The following is an 18,214-nucleotide window of genomic DNA, read 5'->3' on the forward strand; positions in this document are numbered from 1 at the left end:
TGCTGATTAAAAATTATTTTATCAATTAATTAAGCTTATATTATTAATAATTGCTATAATTAAAAAAATAATAATTTCAAAATATAAAAGTATTATTAAAATTTTTAATCTTTTTTTATATATTTCCGAGAATATTATAGAATTATAATATTTGGAGCATAAAATGATGAAGAAAGCTTTATTAATAGTTTTAAGTTTAATTTTTATAATATCTTGTAATAAAAAAGATGATAATATTCAAAACGATTATCTTAGCCAAATAGAAAATGAATATAATCAAGATACAGGCAGCAATGTAGTATTAGAAACAGATAATACTACTATTGAAGATACTGGTATACTAACAGATAATCAATATTCTGATATGACTAATGATATTTACACTCAAACTCCTAATAATAATATGCCGGCTAATAATAATTTATATACATCAACAACGCCAAATACATATGCTATGAAAGGTCCAAGAAAAGCTACAGTAAATAACTTTTACAGCCCTTGGGCAGATACACATAAAACAGACCCTGTAATAATACAAGAAATTAGGGTAATGATAGCAAATAGAGAATATGTTCAAGCTAAAAACTATATAGATAGATTAGACTTTAATAATTTACCTGCTAATGTTGATTTAGGTCAATTATATCAATTTAAAGGAATAGTTCATTATTTCTTATCTAAGTCTGATAGGTCAAATATTACTATTGCTAATGATGCTTTTAAAATGGTATCAGCTTCTACAAGAATAGAAAAATTTAAGCCTTTATCATTATTATGGAATGGTATGTTGTATCAAACTTATTCTAATGACCCTAATGAGCTTCAAAATGCTGTTTCATTGTTTGACAACATTATCAATTCTTACCCAAGAACAAGATTTGCTAATGATGCTATATTCTATAAAGCTTTAACACTTAAAAAAATGGGCAGACCTGCTAATGAATATAATGATTTATTATTATCTGTAAAAAGAGGCGGATTTGCTGATACTTTAGTTTTCTCTCAAAAGGTTAATGATTATGTTCCTGCTGCTAAATTAGTTGATGAACAGATGGTGCAGTATTAATTTATAATTAAATATAATTTTTTATAAGATAATGGCAATTTTTAATGATTGCTATTATCTTTTTTTTTATTTAGTTCAAAGAAAATTAATTTCAAAAAATTAAATTTATTATAAAAAATATCTTTATAGTTGACAATTTATTTAACTAATATTATCTTATATTAAAATAAATATAATAATGGGATTGTTTCAAAGATGATGATAGAAGAGAAAAAAGAAGAAAAACTAAATAAAATTTCTGCTCTTACAATGTTTATTTCGTTTTTTTACATAGGTCTTGTTACAATAGGCGGTGGTTTAGCTATGCTCCCTATTATGCAGGAAGAGTTTGTTGATAAGAGGAAGTTTTTAACAAAGTCTGAGATAGTAGATGTATTTGCATTGGCACAGAGTATTCCCGGTGTTATAGCAGTTAATACTTCGCTTCTTACTGGTTTTAAAATTGCCGGGGTTTTTGGAGGTATAATGGCTGGTATTGGGGTGATGATGCCTTCTTTTATTATTATACTTATAATAGCTCCTATATTTGAAAGAATACAAAACTTAGAATATGTGAATAAGGCTTTTTTGGGCATAAAGGGGGCAATAGCGGCTTTAATACTTCTCTCTGCTTATGATATGGGAAAGAGTGTTTTAAAAAATAAATTTACAGCTATACTTTTTATTTTAAGTTTTATTTTGGTTGTATTTCTTAATTTTAATGTTATATACACTTTACTTATTTCTGCTTTTTTGGGCTGGGTTTATTATTTAATTAGCAAAAAGTTTATTAGGAATTAATAATGATATATTTTAGATTGTTTTATATATTTGCAAAGCTTGGAATTTTTACTTATGGCGGCGGCTATGCTATTATAGCTTTACTTTTAGGAATATTGGAAGGATACGGCTGGATTAGTTCTAGCGAGTTTTCTAATCTTGTTGCTATATCTCAAATTACTCCGGGTCCTATAGCTATTAATGCTGCCACTTTTGTTGGTTATAAGGTTGCTGGTGTGTTAGGCTCTTCTGTTGCTACTTTTGGCATATTTTTGCCTGCTTTTATAATATGCATGGTTGTTTCTAAGTTTTTTTATACTCTAAAAAACAATGAACAGTTTAATAGTATAATGAATGGACTTAGAGTATGTGCTGTTGCTTTAATAGTTTCTGCTGTTATTACATTTTGCAAAGATGCTTTCTTTGTAAAATTAACTGACTCCTCTATACTTAATAATATAGCATTTATAAAAAATATTTTTAATTATATAAGCCCAATAGGATTATTTATATTTGCTTTATCTATCTTTCTTAAAAAAATAAAAATAGCAGGGAGAAAAGTACCCATCATAGCTATAATATTAATAGCAGCAGTGATTGGAGTTATTTTTTACTAATAAATCCTTGTACAAATCCTTTTATAAAGAAAAGTCCATAAGTGAGATGCGATAAAAATATTCCCACAGCTTTACAAAAACCTTTTGCAATCGACAATGTACTTGCCCAGCTTCCAAGCAAACATAATGCATAAAAACTATGAGGAAATAGTAATAAAGCAGGAAATATATTTTTACTAATTGCTGGTATTAAATTATTTAAAACTTGAGGCAAATTAAAATATAATGCAATTGGCAGAAAAATAGTATAAATTAAAAATATTGAAGGTATAAAGTATGATAAAGCTAATGAGTTTCCGCCGAATCTTTTAACAAAATATCCTCTATGCCATGCATAACCTTTTAGCTGTTTGAAATGTCCAAAAAATAAATCTCTTCTATGATGATAAACTAAAGCTTCAGGAGTGTATAATATTTTTTCTTTTTGTTTCATAATATTGTTGCAAAGAATAGTATCTTCTCCGGGCCAATACTCGCTGTCAAAACCTCCAGCTCTATCATAAAGTTCTCTTGTAATTATAAAATTACAGCTTGGATAATCATTAACATATTGAACTTTATCAGGTATATATCTTGCTTTATGTTTTCCGCTCATAAGTGTTGAGCTATAAATAAGCCCGCTAATTTGTTTTGAAAAATTATCTTTAGGAGTATTAACAGCAGGTCCTCCAAGTGCATAAACTTTTTTACTCTCCATTGCTCTTAATGCATTCAAAAGCCAATCTTTTTCTGGATATGTATCATCATCTAAAAATGCTAATATGCTTCCTTTAGAGTTTTTCACTCCAATAGCTCTTTTTATTGCAGGAGGAAGTTCTCCTGTTTCTACTATTTTTATTCTTTCATCTTTAAAAAGTGCTATATCAATTTCTTCTTCAGTATATTTGTCTGGAAGTATTATCAGTTCAAAGTTTGTGTATATTTGTTCAAGTAAATATTCTGTTTCTTCTTTTATATAATCATTAATTTTTTTTAATGGTATAATAATGCTTACTAATGGTTTTTCTTTTAATTCTGAAAATAAATCATCATAAAAATGAATAATATTGAGCCTATAAAATATTGCCAAAGTATCAATAAATGTTCTCCACAAAATAGGAAATCTAATAAAACCAAAATGTCTATTTGGATTAACTATTACATGAGCAGAAACTATTTTTTTATTGTTAGAATTACAAGCTACTAATACTTCCAAATCATAAGCAAATGCCTTTACAAGTATTCTTGGAAAAATATTTATTATTGCCTCTCTTTTAAAAAGTTTTAATCCTGTTTGAGTGTCTTGTATTGGGAGATGAAAAAATATCTTTACAAACATAAAATAAATAAAAGAAATAAGTTTTCGTATATTAGAATAATTAACAATAGAATCTTTATGTCTTTTAGAGCCTATAACAACATCAGCATTTTCTTTTTGCATAATATCAAAGAAGTTTTCTAATTGCGAAGGGTCTATTTCCATATCTCCGTCACAAAAAATTATATATTTGCCGTTAGAAACTTCACAAGCTCTTTTTAATGCATGACCTTTGCCTTGATTTTCTTTAGCATAAACCCCTATTATGTTTTTTAGGTTTGCATTTTTATTTTTAAAATTTAAGCATATTTTTTTTATTTCTTCTTTCGAGTTGTCGCTGCTTCCGTCATCAGAAATAATTATTTCAAAGTTCATCAAAAACGGAGAAACTTTTTCTATAAGTATATTAATATTTTTTTCTATATTTTTTTCTATATTGTATACAGGCACTAATATTGATACTAATTCATTTATCTTCATAGGAATACTTTAATTATTTTTTTATTATGTTTATTATAATTGATAATTTATAAAATTTAAATAGATATATTATTATTAATTATTAATCATTGACAATTTTTCATCTTAATACTAAAATAAGACTATAAAATTATGGAGGCATATAAATAATGAAAGATGCAGTTATATCATTAGATATCGGAGGCACTTCAATAAAGGGTGCTATAATTAATAAAGATGGAGATATTTTATATAAAGATAATTTTAATATAGAAGCTAATTTTACTTCTGAAGAACATAAGACAAACATATCAAATATAATCAAAAAACTTTTAGAAAATATGCCTTCAGAATATAGAGCTATAGGAATTGGTTTAGATTGTCCTGGAGTTATGAATTCTGAGACACTTCATATGGGTGGAGCAGAGAACGTTCCTGGTTTGCATGGCATTAAGTTTTCTGATATAGGAGATTTATTTGACTTACCTGTAAGAACTGCCAATGATGCAAGTATGGCGGCATTAGGCGAGGCTAAATATGGAAGCGGTAAGGACAAAGAATATAAATCTGTAATGTTTGTTACACTTGGTACAGGAGTAGGCGGAGGATTCGTGCTTAATGGAAAATTGTTTACAGGTTCTTTGGGCGGTGCCGGCGAGATTGGGCATGTATTTGTAGTTCCTGATGGAGATAAATGTAATTGCGGTTCAAGCGGCTGTATAGAGCGTTATGCTTCTGCTACTGGTTTTATTGCTATGGCTAAGCAAAAGATTCATAAAGGTGTAATCCCTACTACTTTAACTTATGAAGAATTAGATAAAGGCAAGGCTAAGGCATTATTTGATGCAGCTAAAAAGGGAGACCTTCTTGCTAAAGAGACTATTGCAGAATGTTCTTATTATTTAGGCATGTCTATAGCACAGGCTTTGAATATGCTTGATTTGGATTTAGTTCTTATAGGCGGCGGGCTTTGTAAGGACTTTGATATGATGATAGAGCATATTAAAAGAGGTGTTAATAATTATGGGCTTAGAATGATGGTGAGAAATCTTGAAATAAAGCCTGCTTCTTTGAGTAATGATGCTGGTGTGTTAGGTTGTGCTGCTATGTTCTTTAAAAATTAATTGCAGTACACATCTACTAAAGCATTATATATTTTATCTGATATATTGCTTAATTCTTTGGTGCTTCCTAATCTCCAATCATGTATAAATCCGGATTCTATCATAACGGAAGGTATATCTTTTTTGAATGTTTGTTTATTGTACTCATATTCAAAGCTATCACCCAATAGAACTAAACCTCTTAAAGCGATTCCTTTATTTAATAAATCTTCTTTATTATAAAATTTCCATACATTATCTGGAAGTATATTATCTGTTGCTATAACAGGAGATATTTTATAACTTTCCTGCATTCTTTCAGATATTTTGTTTGCTATTTTCATAGAAGTTTGAAACTCACCATTATATGGACTTACTATAATATGAAATCCTTCTGTTTTTTCTCTTAGTTTTACATAAGGCATATAATCGAAATGTAAACTTATTAAAGCGTCAAAATTATTATCTATGGCATAATGTCTAATAGCATATATTTCCATAGTTTGATATCTTGTTAAATTTCCTGTTCTTTCAGTTTTTTCTAATTCTGTATTGTATATGCCTAACAGTTTTTGATAATTATTTGTTATATATTCTTTTATAGGTCTGTCGTAATAAGCCCCTGTTCTGCTTAAAGTGTATTCAAATCTCTCATCTTTATCAAGTATTGCTGTAAGCTGTTTTGCAAGTCTCAAAGTCATATAATATTCATAACCCAAAAAGCCTTTAGCACCTTTTGTAACTGCATTATGACCGGGGTCTATTAATATTTTAATTTTTCTGTTTTCTTTTTTATTGCTTATATAATTATTTTGATTAGTATTTGTTTTTTTATAGCTTATATCTCTGCTAATATTATCATTTGCTGTTATCATTAAAGAAGAAAATGATATTATAATTAATACAATAATAACTGTAGAAAAAATTATAAAGCGGTTTTTATTTTCCATATTAGTTTGTATATCGGATTTTTTGTTATAAATTTTATTTGCTTAAATTATCTTAATATGTATATTCTTTTTTTTACATTTATGTTATAATACCAATTATTATTGTTATGGAAAAATAGAAATAAATTATATTAGAATAGAGGTTACAAAATATGATGAAAAACAAAGAGCGGGCATTATGGATATTTCTTTTAATATTTGTTTTAGCCATATCATTTTTTAATTTTAAGAGTCCTTCAATAGCAATAGCACAGCAGGGAATGGCACAATCAGATAATGATTTTTATTATTACAGCAGATTATTCCAAAAAGTTTTTGCTACATTACAGCAAAACTTTGTTGATACAAATAATGTTACTACAAAAAAGCTTATGTATGGTGCTATCAAAGGTATGCTTGAAGCAACCGATGACCCATTTACATTCTTGCTTGATGAGAAATTAAATGAGGCACTTAGTACAGAGATGTCTGGAAAATACGGCGGAGTCGGATTATCTATATCAAAGCAAGCAGATAGAGGTCTTTTGGTTGTAGCTCCTATAGAAGACGGTCCGGGCGAGAAGGCTGGAATATTGCCTGGGGACATTATTATAGAAATAAATGGTGAAAGCACTAAAGATATGTCCGTAGATAATGCTGCAAATATCATGCGTGGTAAGGCCGGCACTAAAGTAAAATTAAAAATAGCAAGACAAGGTGTGGTTGATCCTATAGAATATACTTTAACAAGGGCTATAGTTGAGATAAAAAGCGTAAAATATAAAATGTTAGAAGACAGCACTATAGGATATATTAGAATAACAAATTTTGGAGATGATACTTCAAAAGAATTAGACACTGCTTTAGTTGATCTTAAAAAGAAAGGCATGACAAAGCTTATATTAGACTTAAGAAATAATCCGGGCGGAAGATTGGATACTGCTATTAATATTGTAGAAGAGTTTTTATCTGATGGTAAAATAGTTTATACAAGAGGAAGAACTAAAAACGAAAATCAGGATTATTATGCTACTGTTAAAGGCGATCAGTGGGTGGATGGTGATATGTTGGTTCTTGTTAATCAATACAGTGCTTCCGCATCAGAGATTTTAGCTGGAGCTTTGCAGGATAATAATAGAGCAAAATTATTAGGTGAAACTACATTCGGTAAGTTTAGTGTTCAATATGTCTTGCCTTTAGATATAAAAGATAATACAGCGTTTAAGTTTACAGTAGCACATTATTATACACCTAATGGCAGAAGACTTCATGGCAAGGGATTAACTCCGGATTTTGTTGTTGTTGAGCCTAAATTGAGCAATACAGATGTAATAGCATTGACAGAGCTTAGAAAAGGCGGACAGATTGCAGAATATGTGAAAAAATATCCAAAAGAAGAAGCAGATAAAAATGCTTTGCCTCAATTTAAAGAAGAGCTTAAAAATAAGAATATCATTGCTAGTGATTATTTACTTGAGAGGCTGATATATAATGAGCGTAATTTAGGCAACTATAATGAGATAGTTGATCTTAAATATGATAAACAGCTTAAATCTGCTATTGATTATTTAAATACAGGCAAACAGCCTCCGCAAGATAAAGAAGAACCAAGAGAAAATTGGTCTAATGAAAAAGAATAATAATTAAATTTTTAAGGTATATGCATTTTTGTATATACCTTTTAAATTTTTTATTTGCTTAAATTTAACTAATAAATACCGTTATTAATAAATAGTATAAAAAATTTTTATAAGGGTTTTTTTATATGACTTTTTTAGAAATTGAATTAAATAAAGATAAAAAAATCGAAGGTGAAGATTTTAAATATAAGAAAAAGCTGATAGTAGTATTAATTATTTCTGTATTAATATCGGCTATGCTTATCATTAGGCTATTTTATTTGCAAATAATTTTGAACTCTCATTATGACAGTTTAGCAAGAAACAATAAAGAGCAAATAATACCAATAGATGCATATAGGGGAGAGATATTCGATAGAAATGGCGTTATTGTGGCAGAGAACATAAAAATCTATACAATGTACATTATACCTGTTTATTTGCCTAAGAATTATTTTGAGAGAGAGGAGCTTTTATATAGGGTTTCTAAACTATTTAATATAGATTTGGGTTCTATAAAAGAAAGCTTATCTAAAGTTTCTAAAAACAGTTATGATTCTGTGGAGATATCTGATAATATTAGTATGTCCCAGATGAGCTATTTGGCAGAGCGTTCTGAGGATTTTCCGGGCGTATATTATGGAAGTAAATCTATAAGAAACTATCCGCTTGGCGAGACTATGACGCATATATTGGGTTATATAGGTAATATTTCGCAGGAAGAGTTTGAAAGTAAAAGAATAGAGGGATATAGAAGAGACAGCGTTATTGGTAAAGAAGGCGTTGAGCAGTATTATGATAAAGAGCTTAGAGGAATAGACGGTTATGAGCAGTGGATAGTTGACTCAAGAAACAGAGTAAAAGAAACCATTGCTCCTGCAGTTGGTAAGCCTATACCGGGTAAAAAATTAATACTTAGTATAGATTCTAAAATACAAAAAGATGCAGAAGAGCTTCTTAGAGGTCAGGTTGGAACTATTATAATATCGAAGCCTACTACTGGTGAAATACTTGCTATGGTAAGTTCGCCTTGGTATGACCCTAATATTTTTATAGGTAAAATAGATGCTAAGAAATATTCTGAGCTCATCAATAACCCTGCTAATCCATTTTGGAATAAGGCTATAAGGGGAAGATATCCTCCGGGCTCTACTTTTAAGCTTGTTAGTGCTTTGGGGGCTCTTGCTGAAGGAAGAATTGGAGCTTATACTACAAGATTCTGTGCGGGAGGTATGCTTCTTGAAAACAGATTTTATAGATGTACTGGTCATCACGGCTATGTTAATATGTATAAGGCTATTCAATTTTCTTGCAACACTTATTTCTACAACTTGGCTTATGAGCTTGGACCAAACTTTATAAAGAAATATGCTGAATTATTAGGATTTGGAGAGCTTACAGGTATAGATTTGCCGGGTGAAAAAATAGGTACAGTTCCTAGTTCTGAATGGAAGAGAAGAAAGATTGGTGAATATTGGTGGGACGGTGATACGCTTCAATATGCAATTGGTCAGGGTTATATGTCTGCTACTCCTATAGCGGTTCATATGGCTACTTCTGCTATCATAAATGACGGTATTATGTATAGACCTCATGTTGTTAAAGAGATTAGAAGTTCTCAAACTGATGAGGTAATATATAACAATGATAAGATTGTAATGAAAAAATTGGAAATAAGTAAAGATATATTCACGGTTATAAAAGAAGGCATGAGAATGGCTGTAGCAGGCGGTACTGCAAGAAATGGTGCTTGGTCGCCTAATATAAAATTGGCAGCTAAAACTTCTACAGCACAAAACGCTCAAGGTAAAGACCATACTTGGATTACTATTTATGGACCTTATAATCAAAGACCTAAAGATGATATGATTGCTGTAACAGTTATGCTTGAAAACAGCGGCGGCGGCGGCGGTTCTACTGCCGGACCTATTGCTACTGCTATGCTTCGCTCTATAATAGACGGTGATGACCCTATACAGGCAAGAAACTCTATATATGGAAGAATGCAAAGCATATATAGGCAAGTTAGAATTGCAAGACAGCAGCAAGCTTTAGAAAATGCTGAAAATGCTAATAATAATAACGAAAACACTGAAAAAAATATAAATACTCAAGAGGATAATAGAATACAATATGAATGAAAAAAAAGAATTAAAAAGATTATTTGTATTTGATTGGAGAATACTTATTTCCATACTTTTTCTTATGGTGGCAGGTGCTATAGCTGTATATTCTTCAACATATTCTCCAGATTCTGGTAAAACGAGTTGGATATTTTTGAAATATATATTTTTCTCTGTTGTCGGTCTTGTTATTATGTGTATTACTATGTTTATCAACTACACTAAACTTGCAGAACATAGAATGTCTTTATATATACCTATGCTTATTGTTTTGATACTTGTACTTATTCCCGGAGTAGGTACTACTATTAACGGAAGCAGCAGCTGGCTTTTTGGTATGCAGCCTTCAGAGTTTGGTAAGATAGTAATGATTATATTTTTAGCTGGTTATTTAGACCAAATAGGTGATAAAATAAAGCAAGAAAAATATTTTTTAATAGCGGGGATTTTTATTTCAATACCTATTGGTTTAGTTTTAATGCAGCCGGATTTGGGTACTGTTTTAGTATATTGTTTTATAGTGTTTGTTATGTTATTTGTGGGAGGGGTGCCTTTAAGATATATTATATCATTATTAAGTATAGGTGTTATAGGTTTATCTATACCTATGTTTTTGGAATATAAAAGAATGTCTGATGATATAAATAATATTCTTTTTAACTTCCTATCACAAAGGCTTTATATAGGATATATTGCTGGAGGATTTTTATTTATATCAATACTCCTTCTTACAATAAACTTCTATATGAACAATAAATATGTAGAGCTGCTTTCATTTTCTTTTTTTGTTTTGTTTTTAAGTATGTGTGCTGCTTTAACTTTTGATATAGGATTAAAGACTTATCAGAAAGAGAGATTATTAGTATTTATGAATCCAGAGCTTACTAGGCTTAGTTCCGGGTATAATATCATTCAATCATTAATTGCTGTTGGAAGCGGCGGGCTTTTTGGTGAAGGATTTCTCAATGGAAGTCAGTCTCAATTAAACTTTATACCTCAGCAGGTAAATGACTTTATTTTCTCAAATATTTGCGAAGAGTGGGGATTTATTGGAAGTGCTTTGGTGGTATTAGCTTATGCTACTATATTTGTGAGGGGTATTACTGTTGCTTATTTTGCTAAAGATAGGCTTGGAGCATTAATTATATCTGGCGTAATAGCTATGTTTTTATGCCATGTTCTTATTAATATTGGTATGGTAGTTGGAATGATGCCTATTACAGGTTTAACTTTGCCTTTTGTAAGCAGCGGCGGTTCTTCTATTTTAACTTTTTCTATATCTATTGGGCTTATATTTAATGTTGAAGCGAGAAGGTATGTACATTAATGGGTATTGCAAGAAATAATATTTTAACTGAGAAAGTATTAATAGTTGATACTAATATCGATTATGCTAAGTTTATTCAGAAATTCTTAAAAAAAAATAATTATTTATGTTATATAGCTTTATCTTATGAAGAAGCTATTAATATGACATATGAGAAAATACCAGATTGTATATTAGTTGATTATATGCTTCCTAATGCGGGAGCTTGCAGATTGGCTGAATATATAAAATCTGATAATTTATTAAAAAATATAGCTGTACTATTTTTAACTGCTTCTGATAATAAAACAGAATCTCTTAAAGCATTTGACTGCGGGGCTGATGGTTTTTTTGAGAAGTCTATTGATACGGATTTGTTTCTCTCTAAAATGAAATCTTATATTAGGCTTAAAAAGGCTATAGAATCTAATATGATGTATATGGATATATTAAAGAGAGATATAGAATATGCTGCCAAATTGCAAAAGACTATACTTTCTTACGGCAACACATCTATACCTAAAAATGAAATATCTATACATCATTATGCACCAAATGAGGTTTCTGGAGACTATAGCGGAATAAAGCTCATTAATGATGGATATTATGCTATACTTCTTGCCGATGTATCCGGACATGGGGTTGCTGCAAGCATGCTCACTATTTTAATAAAATCTTTTTTTGATTCGCATGCTATTATAGATGATAAAAATACTTCGCCTGCTGTTTTTTTAGATAAGCTTAATAAATTTTTTATAGAAGAGGGATTTGATAAAAATTTATTTGCATGTGTATTTTATGCAATTTATAATAATGAAACAGGCAAATTGTTGTGTTCATCTGCAGGTTCTCCAAAACCTATTTACTATTCAAACAGTGAAGATGAAATACATACCATAGATATAGACGGTACTTTAATTGGAATGATTGATAATAGCGAGTATACAGAGATAGAAATTCAATTAAATAGAAATGATATTTTATTTGTTTTTACAGATGGAGCTTATGAGGTATTTGATGATAATAATAATATGTTTGGCGATGAACATTTAAGACAAATATTTTCTAAAAATGTTAAAAATAATGTTGATGATATTAAAGAAAAGATTATTGCTGAGATAAAATCTTTTACAAAAGAGCCTTTAAAAGATGATGTCAGTATGATTATTTTGAAAAGGACTAATTAAGAAAATAATTTAATAAAACAATAAAAAAATTCTTTTTTTGCAAAAAATATAATAACTAAAAAACTATAGATTACGATAATATTGTTAGTTGACATATTATAGTTTTTTCTGTATTATGTATACTATTATGTTATTTAGGTGTGAATGTTTATGAAATTTAAAATAGCAATATTGACTGTAGTTAATTTAATAGCTTTTATAGCATTACTTTATATGTTTGATATATTTGGAGTTGTTAATTATTATACTTTAATGCGTACTAAAATAGCTCCTAATGTGCCTTCTTTTTTAACAAGATTTACTCAAAAGCCAAGAGTTGAAGACATGGCTCTTTTGGCGAGAGATGACCTTAATAAAATGAGGGAATCTTTTAATTTAAGAGAAAAAGATATACAAGCACAGGAAGCTTTAATAGCTAGTAAGGCTATAGAATTAAATTCACAATCTGAATTAATAGAGCAGGATAGGCAAAACTTATTAAATGCTTGGTCTAATTATCAGGCTACTATGGACGAATCTGCTCAGTATCAATTAGTGCTTACAGATTTGGCTAACAAAATTAACAGCATGCCTCCTCAAAACTCTGTTGCTTTGCTTAATCAGTTGGCTGCTAATGGTTCTGATGATTTAATTATAGATGTGTTAGTAGAAATGGATTCAATAGCTGCAGCAGAAGGAAGAAACAGTACAACTTCTTATTTGCTTAGTTTGATGGACACTACAGTGGCAGCAAGAATATTAGAGAAATATGAAGCACGCACTAACCCTAATAATAATACAGTACCTTCATCTCCTAATGATTTCCCTTCATATACTCCGGATAATAACGAAATGCTTAATGACGGTATAATGGATATGGGAGCTTAAATAGAAATTAATAATTTTTATATAATAAAAAGATGCTGGAATTTTTTCTTATTCTAGCATCTTTTTTATATTTTTTATTAACTATTTGTTTTCTAAATGTTTTATAGCCCATTCACTCATTAATATGGTTGGCTGATATAGTTGTGATTCATCTATTTCAAATTTGCTGTTATGATGAGGAATATTTTTTTCTGTCATAGTAGAGAAGAAAATAAATACTCCGGGTATTTTTTGTTGATATTCAGCAAAATCCTCTCCTCCCATAGAAGGTATAAATTGAGGCAATTTTTTAAATCCTAATTCTTTGCACACTTGAGTTAATTCATCTGCTATTTTTTTATCATTAATAACAGGAGGACAGCCCCATTCTATAGTTACTTCTGCTTTTAATCTATTAGCCATAGCAATATATTCTGATATTTCTTTTATCCTGCTTCCTATGAATTTTCTATTCTCTTCACTAAATGTTCTAAAAGTTCCTTCTATGTTTACTTCTGAAGGTATAATATTATATTGGCTTCCTCCGCTAATTACACATATTGATATAACAACAGGGTCAGTAGCTATTATTTCTCTGCTTTTTATGTTGTATATAGCTTGTACTATTTGACTTGCAGTTAATATTGGGTCAAATCCTGAATGAGGATAAGCTCCATGCGAACCTTTACCTACAACTTTAATAATAAATTTATCATTAGAAGCCATTAATCCTCCTTCCTGAATAATAAATTCACTATTAGACATACCACTATCTATATTTCCAACATGCGTACCAACTATAGCACTAACACCATCTAATAAACCATCTTTTATTAAATTATTTGCCCCTTTTGATATCTCTTCAGCAGTTTGAAAAACTAATCTCACAGCACCATTTTTCAATCTATCTTTATTTTCTAATAAATAATAAGCAGCACCTAATAAACAAGCAGTATGAGCATCATGTCCGCAAGCATGCATATTACCATTCTTTGAAGCATATTCAACTCCTGTCTCTTCTGCTATAGGTAAAGCGTCCATATCAGCCCTAATAGCAACTATATTGCCGCTATTAACATTTCCTATATCACATACCATTCCAGAATCTAAAGAGCATTCTTTTATTTCAAGTCCCAATGATTTTAGTTTATCAACAACATATTTTTTTGTTTGAGGCAGCTCTGTGCCAACTTCTGGTATTTTGTGTAATTGCCTTCTCATTGTAATAATCATTTCATTTAATTTTTTATTTTCCATTTTTATATATGCCTTTATTAAAAATATAATATAAAATATATCAATATTTAGTATAATATCAATATTTAAATTTTAATAAAGTAATATTAATTTTTGCAATTAATTAATTTTCATTGTACTATTTAATTAATTAATATTTAGGACTGATATTATGAAGCCTATATCTAAAGAAACAATTAAGTTTTTATTGGAATTACAGCAAAATGAGATTACAGAACATGCAATATATTTAAACCTTGCTAAATTTGTAAAAAAAGAAGATGATAAACAAATACTTATCAATATTGGGGGAGAAGAATTTACTCATGCTAAAATATTAGAAAAATATACTAATAAAAAACTAAGACCTCAAAAGTTTAAAGTTTTTAAATATTTTATTTTAAGTTTTATATTTGGGTATACATTTGTTATTAAGATAATGGAATCTGGAGAGAAGAGTGCTGAGTATATATATTCTAAGATAGTTGATGAAGTGCCTGATGCTAAAACTATAGCTTTTGAAGAATATGAGCATGAAAACAAACTTATATCAATTTTAGATGAGGATAGGCTTAAATATGTTGGTTCTATGGTTTTGGGTTTAAGTGATGCTTTAGTTGAAATTAGCGGCACTTTAGCTGGGCTTACTTTTGCTTTGCAGGATAATAGGCTTGTGGCTTTATCTGGAATAATTACTGGAATATCAGCTACACTTTCTATGGCTTCTTCTGAATATTTATCTGCTAAGGCTGATGGAAGTAAAAATGCTTTTAAATCTTGTTCTTATACTGGAATAATGTATTTAATTACTGTGAGTCTTTTAATTATGCCTTATTTAGTTTTCAATGTTTCTATTTATGCACTTATTGCCATGCTTATAATTGTTATAACTATAATATTTTGTTTTACTTTTTATATTGCTGTGGCTAAGAGTATTTCTTTTAGAGAGAGATTTTTTGAGATGGCTGGTGTTAGCTTAACAGTTGCTGCTATAAGTTTCTTTGTTGGAATGCTTGTAAAACAATTTTTGGGTATTGATATTTAAAAGTTTAAAAAAGGAAATTATTTTTAGATGAAAAGAGAATATAGATACAATATAGAACATAATGATTTTATTGATTTTCAGCTTCACTATTTGAAAACTAATCCTGAGCTTCAAAGTTCATTAAAAAAAAATCTAATTATTATTATATTGCTATATGCGGCGGTTCTTATAGGAATGTTTGTATATTTTAAAAGCAGTTTATTTATGCTTTTGATAGTTGCTTTGTTAATAACTCTTGTATCTATTTTACAGATAATTAGCTATAAAAAAAGAGTTCAAAAAAATATCGTAAAGAAAGTTTTGTCTTATATAAAAACAGGAAAGCTTGATGATATTTTTGGTGAGAAAATTTTAACTGTTTATGATGAAAAGATTGTTTTTAATGAAACTAAGGGTATAAAAAACTTTAATAAATCTGATATAAAAAAAATAGAGCAGAGTAAATTATGTGTTTTTATATATACAGATGATATGTCTGCTATAATAATTCCTAAAAAAGTTCTAAGCAAAGAAGATATTGATTTTCTTATTTCCTACAAAAAAATATAATAATTTTCATTTTGTGGTTATTGACTTTTGTTTTTTAAATGTTAGAATAATCTAACATTATATAACAGGAGTTTTTATTGTGAATAAATTTATAAATATAGATGAAAGCGTGTATAATACATGTAAAAATCATAGTGAAATAAAAGATATATTATATGATTTGGGTTTTGAGGCTATAAAAAATCCTCTTATGTTTAATACTGTTGCTAAGAAAATAAGCATTAAAAAAGCATTAGAGATTAAAAAAGTAAGTGAAGATAAGTTAATAGAAAAATTTAGAGAAAATGGTTTTGATATTGCTAATAGAAACAGTATTTTAAAAGATTTGATAATGAGGCTTCATAATAATGAAAATGCTGAAAGTATAAAAAAAGAATTTGATATAAAATTAAATAAAGTATCTGCTATTGAAATACATAATGCCATGCATGAATTAATAAAAGAAGGAATGGATGTTGATGAAGCTAAAGAATATTTTTATATTAGGAGTTTAATTTTAAAAGATGCTATAGAGAACAGTGAAGATGATATAATATATTTCAAAAATACAAACAGAGAGATAGAAAAATTATTAAAAGATATATTAGAAAATAGAAATAGAGATATTTTTGAAGAGCTTTATAAAAAAGTAAAAAAACATTATATAAAAAAAGAATCTTTAATTTTTACAGCATTAAAAAAACATGATAATGATGAGCCTTCAAAGGTTATGTCTAAAGTAGATAAAGATATAATGGAGCATATGGATTATATAAAGAATAATAATCTTGATGATAATAGTTTTTTTACTGAGATAGATAAGCTTTACAATAATATAAATGATATGATTTATAAAGAAGAAAATATATTAATACCGCTTGCTTCATCTGTGCTTTCTGAAGATGAATTAAAAGAGATAAAAGATAACTATATTAAATAAATTATTATATTTTAACTTTTATAGCATAATGATAGTTAATAATACTATATTAACTATCATTTTTTTGTTTAAAAATTTTTATTATTGTGTTAGACTATATGAAATAATATTTTTATGTACGTTATAGGGGTAATATGTTAAATTGGTTTAATAAAGATGAGGAAGCTATAAAAACAAAAGATAGTATATTTGAAAAATATCATCATATTATATCTTGGATACCTTTTGTTGCTAGTGTATTTTATTGTACATCTCCATTAGATATAGTCTCTGATATACTTCCTTTATCCGGCAGAATAGATGAGGGTTTTTTATTGGTGGCAACTGTATTGCATGGTGTTCAAAATGGAGTTTTTTATTTTTATCCTAAAATTAGAAGAGTTATAAAAATAATAAAATATATTGTAATCATCATTGGTATAATATTTATAGTTGGGTTATTTGGTCATTTAATGATTAGTTCTTAATAAAGATATTAAAGCTGTTTTATTTTTTCAAGCATATCTTTTGATTTTACATTGCCTGTTTTTTTATATAATTCATATAAAAGAGCATATATTTTTTTATTGTTATCACCATACTCTAAACATTTTTCAAATACTTCTATTGATTTGTTATAATCATTTATTTCTTTATAGCATAGACCAAGATAATATAAACTCTCTTCATCATATTTGTTAAGCTCTAATGCTCTATTAAAAGAATCAATTGCTTCATCAATTCTATTTGTATTAAATAAAGCAATGCCTAAATAACGCCAATTAATATATTCTCTTGGAGCTATCATAAAAGACTTGTTTAACACCTCTATAGCTTCATTAAACATTTTTAATTCTATATAGCAGTTTCCAAGATAATTTAGGCTTATATAATCATTATTTTCTAATTCGTATGCTTTTGTTAAATAAAAAATTGCTTCTTTAAAATTTTCTATTTTTGTATATGATATGCCAATCAAACGCCATATTGTATAATCTTTATCATTTATATTAAGTGCTGTTTTTAATACTTCTATAGCTTCATTATATTTTTGCAATTGTGTATAAAATATTGCAAAGTCTACTCTCACTTTATGGTTATTAGGCTCTAATTTGCAAATGGTTTTATATTGTTCTATTGTGTTATTAATTTTAGTTTCTAAGCTTTCATTCATA

The 18,214-nt window shown here is 28.3% G+C and carries 17 protein-coding genes; 13 read left to right on the plus strand and 4 right to left on the minus strand.

Annotation, left to right across the window (positions count from 1 at the left end; genetic code table 11):
• Positions 1–163 precede the first annotated feature (163 nt).
• From Q0H31_RS02025 to Q0H31_RS02035, 3 genes are all read left to right on the plus strand, one after another.
• On the plus strand, positions 164–1,066 hold the full coding sequence (locus tag Q0H31_RS02025) for a hypothetical protein (protein ID WP_295295464.1): 903 nt from the start codon (positions 164–166) through the stop codon (positions 1,064–1,066).
• 195 nt (positions 1,067–1,261) lie between these two features.
• The gene (locus Q0H31_RS02030) at positions 1,262–1,846 is read left to right on the plus strand and encodes a chromate transporter (RefSeq protein ID WP_295295466.1); all 585 of its coding nucleotides are present in this window, start codon (positions 1,262–1,264) and stop codon (positions 1,844–1,846) included.
• Positions 1,847–1,848: 2 nt separating this feature from the next.
• Positions 1,849–2,442 (plus strand): chromate transporter, encoded by a 594-nt coding sequence (locus tag Q0H31_RS02035; RefSeq protein ID WP_295295468.1) that lies wholly within the window; start codon positions 1,849–1,851, stop codon positions 2,440–2,442.
• On the opposite strand, the gene Q0H31_RS02040 is transcribed toward Q0H31_RS02035, so the two are convergent.
• On the minus strand, positions 2,429–4,219 hold the full coding sequence (locus Q0H31_RS02040) for a glycosyltransferase (RefSeq protein WP_295295470.1): 1,791 nt from the start codon (positions 4,217–4,219) through the stop codon (positions 2,429–2,431). The genes Q0H31_RS02035 and Q0H31_RS02040 overlap by 14 nt on opposite strands.
• Before the next feature lie 149 nt (positions 4,220–4,368).
• Between Q0H31_RS02040 and Q0H31_RS02045 the strand changes: the two genes are divergently transcribed.
• On the plus strand, positions 4,369–5,322 hold the full coding sequence (locus tag Q0H31_RS02045; protein ID WP_295295471.1) for an ROK family protein: 954 nt from the start codon (positions 4,369–4,371) through the stop codon (positions 5,320–5,322).
• Here Q0H31_RS02045 and Q0H31_RS02050 read toward each other — a convergent pair.
• A complete protein-coding gene (locus Q0H31_RS02050; RefSeq protein ID WP_295295473.1) occupies positions 5,319–6,251 on the minus strand; it encodes an N-acetylmuramoyl-L-alanine amidase in 933 nt (310 codons plus the stop codon). The two genes, Q0H31_RS02045 and Q0H31_RS02050, sit on opposite strands and share 4 nt — an antisense overlap.
• A 152-nt stretch (positions 6,252–6,403) precedes the next feature.
• Here Q0H31_RS02050 and Q0H31_RS02055 point away from each other — a divergent pair, with 152 nt between their 5' ends.
• From Q0H31_RS02055 to Q0H31_RS02075, 5 genes are all read left to right on the plus strand, one after another.
• Positions 6,404–7,870, plus strand: a complete 1,467-nt coding sequence (locus tag Q0H31_RS02055) for a S41 family peptidase (protein ID WP_295295474.1) — start codon at positions 6,404–6,406, stop codon at positions 7,868–7,870.
• Positions 7,871–7,995: 125 nt separating this feature from the next.
• Positions 7,996–9,990 carry a penicillin-binding protein 2 gene (mrdA, locus tag Q0H31_RS02060; protein ID WP_295295475.1) on the plus strand — a complete coding sequence of 665 codons (1,995 nt, stop codon included), beginning with the start codon at positions 7,996–7,998 and terminating at the stop codon, positions 9,988–9,990.
• The gene (locus tag Q0H31_RS02065; RefSeq protein ID WP_295295477.1) at positions 9,983–11,299 is read left to right on the plus strand and encodes an FtsW/RodA/SpoVE family cell cycle protein; all 1,317 of its coding nucleotides are present in this window, start codon (positions 9,983–9,985) and stop codon (positions 11,297–11,299) included. Before mrdA ends, Q0H31_RS02065 begins: the two co-directional genes overlap by 8 nt.
• Positions 11,299–12,465: a fused response regulator/phosphatase gene (locus tag Q0H31_RS02070; protein WP_295295478.1), complete on the plus strand. Its 1,167-nt coding sequence runs from the start codon at positions 11,299–11,301 to the stop codon at positions 12,463–12,465. Before Q0H31_RS02065 ends, Q0H31_RS02070 begins: the two co-directional genes overlap by 1 nt.
• 150 nt (positions 12,466–12,615) lie before the next feature.
• Complete coding sequence (locus Q0H31_RS02075) at positions 12,616–13,332, plus strand: flagellar protein FlbB (protein WP_295295480.1); 717 nt, start codon at positions 12,616–12,618, stop codon at positions 13,330–13,332.
• An 81-nt stretch (positions 13,333–13,413) separates the two neighbouring features.
• On the opposite strand, the gene Q0H31_RS02080 is transcribed toward Q0H31_RS02075, so the two are convergent.
• Positions 13,414–14,568, minus strand: a complete 1,155-nt coding sequence (locus Q0H31_RS02080) for a M20 family metallopeptidase (protein ID WP_295295481.1) — start codon at positions 14,566–14,568, stop codon at positions 13,414–13,416.
• A 151-nt stretch (positions 14,569–14,719) separates the two neighbouring features.
• Between Q0H31_RS02080 and Q0H31_RS02085 the strand changes: the two genes are divergently transcribed.
• The 4 genes from Q0H31_RS02085 to Q0H31_RS02100 all read left to right on the plus strand — a co-directional run bounded on the left by Q0H31_RS02085 (position 14,720) and on the right by Q0H31_RS02100 (position 17,527).
• Positions 14,720–15,592, plus strand: a complete 873-nt coding sequence (locus Q0H31_RS02085; protein WP_295295483.1) for a VIT1/CCC1 transporter family protein — start codon at positions 14,720–14,722, stop codon at positions 15,590–15,592.
• Positions 15,593–15,619: 27 nt separating this feature from the next.
• Complete coding sequence (locus Q0H31_RS02090) at positions 15,620–16,141, plus strand: YcxB family protein (RefSeq protein ID WP_295295485.1); 522 nt, start codon at positions 15,620–15,622, stop codon at positions 16,139–16,141.
• Positions 16,142–16,220: 79 nt separating this feature from the next.
• Positions 16,221–17,060, plus strand: a complete 840-nt coding sequence (locus Q0H31_RS02095; RefSeq protein WP_295295487.1) for a DUF438 domain-containing protein — start codon at positions 16,221–16,223, stop codon at positions 17,058–17,060.
• 134 nt (positions 17,061–17,194) lie between these two features.
• Positions 17,195–17,527 (plus strand): DUF1232 domain-containing protein, encoded by a 333-nt coding sequence (locus tag Q0H31_RS02100; protein ID WP_295295489.1) that lies wholly within the window; start codon positions 17,195–17,197, stop codon positions 17,525–17,527.
• An 8-nt stretch (positions 17,528–17,535) separates the two neighbouring features.
• Here Q0H31_RS02100 and Q0H31_RS02105 read toward each other — a convergent pair whose 3' ends face one another.
• Complete coding sequence (locus Q0H31_RS02105; RefSeq protein ID WP_295295491.1) at positions 17,536–18,213, minus strand: tetratricopeptide repeat protein; 678 nt, start codon at positions 18,211–18,213, stop codon at positions 17,536–17,538.
• Position 18,214: the final 1 nt, after the last annotated feature.

Origin of the sequence: uncultured Brachyspira sp. (assembly GCF_934747485.1) — a bacterium.
In the GTDB taxonomy this organism is placed as follows: Bacteria; Spirochaetota; Brachyspiria; order Brachyspirales; family Brachyspiraceae; genus Brachyspira.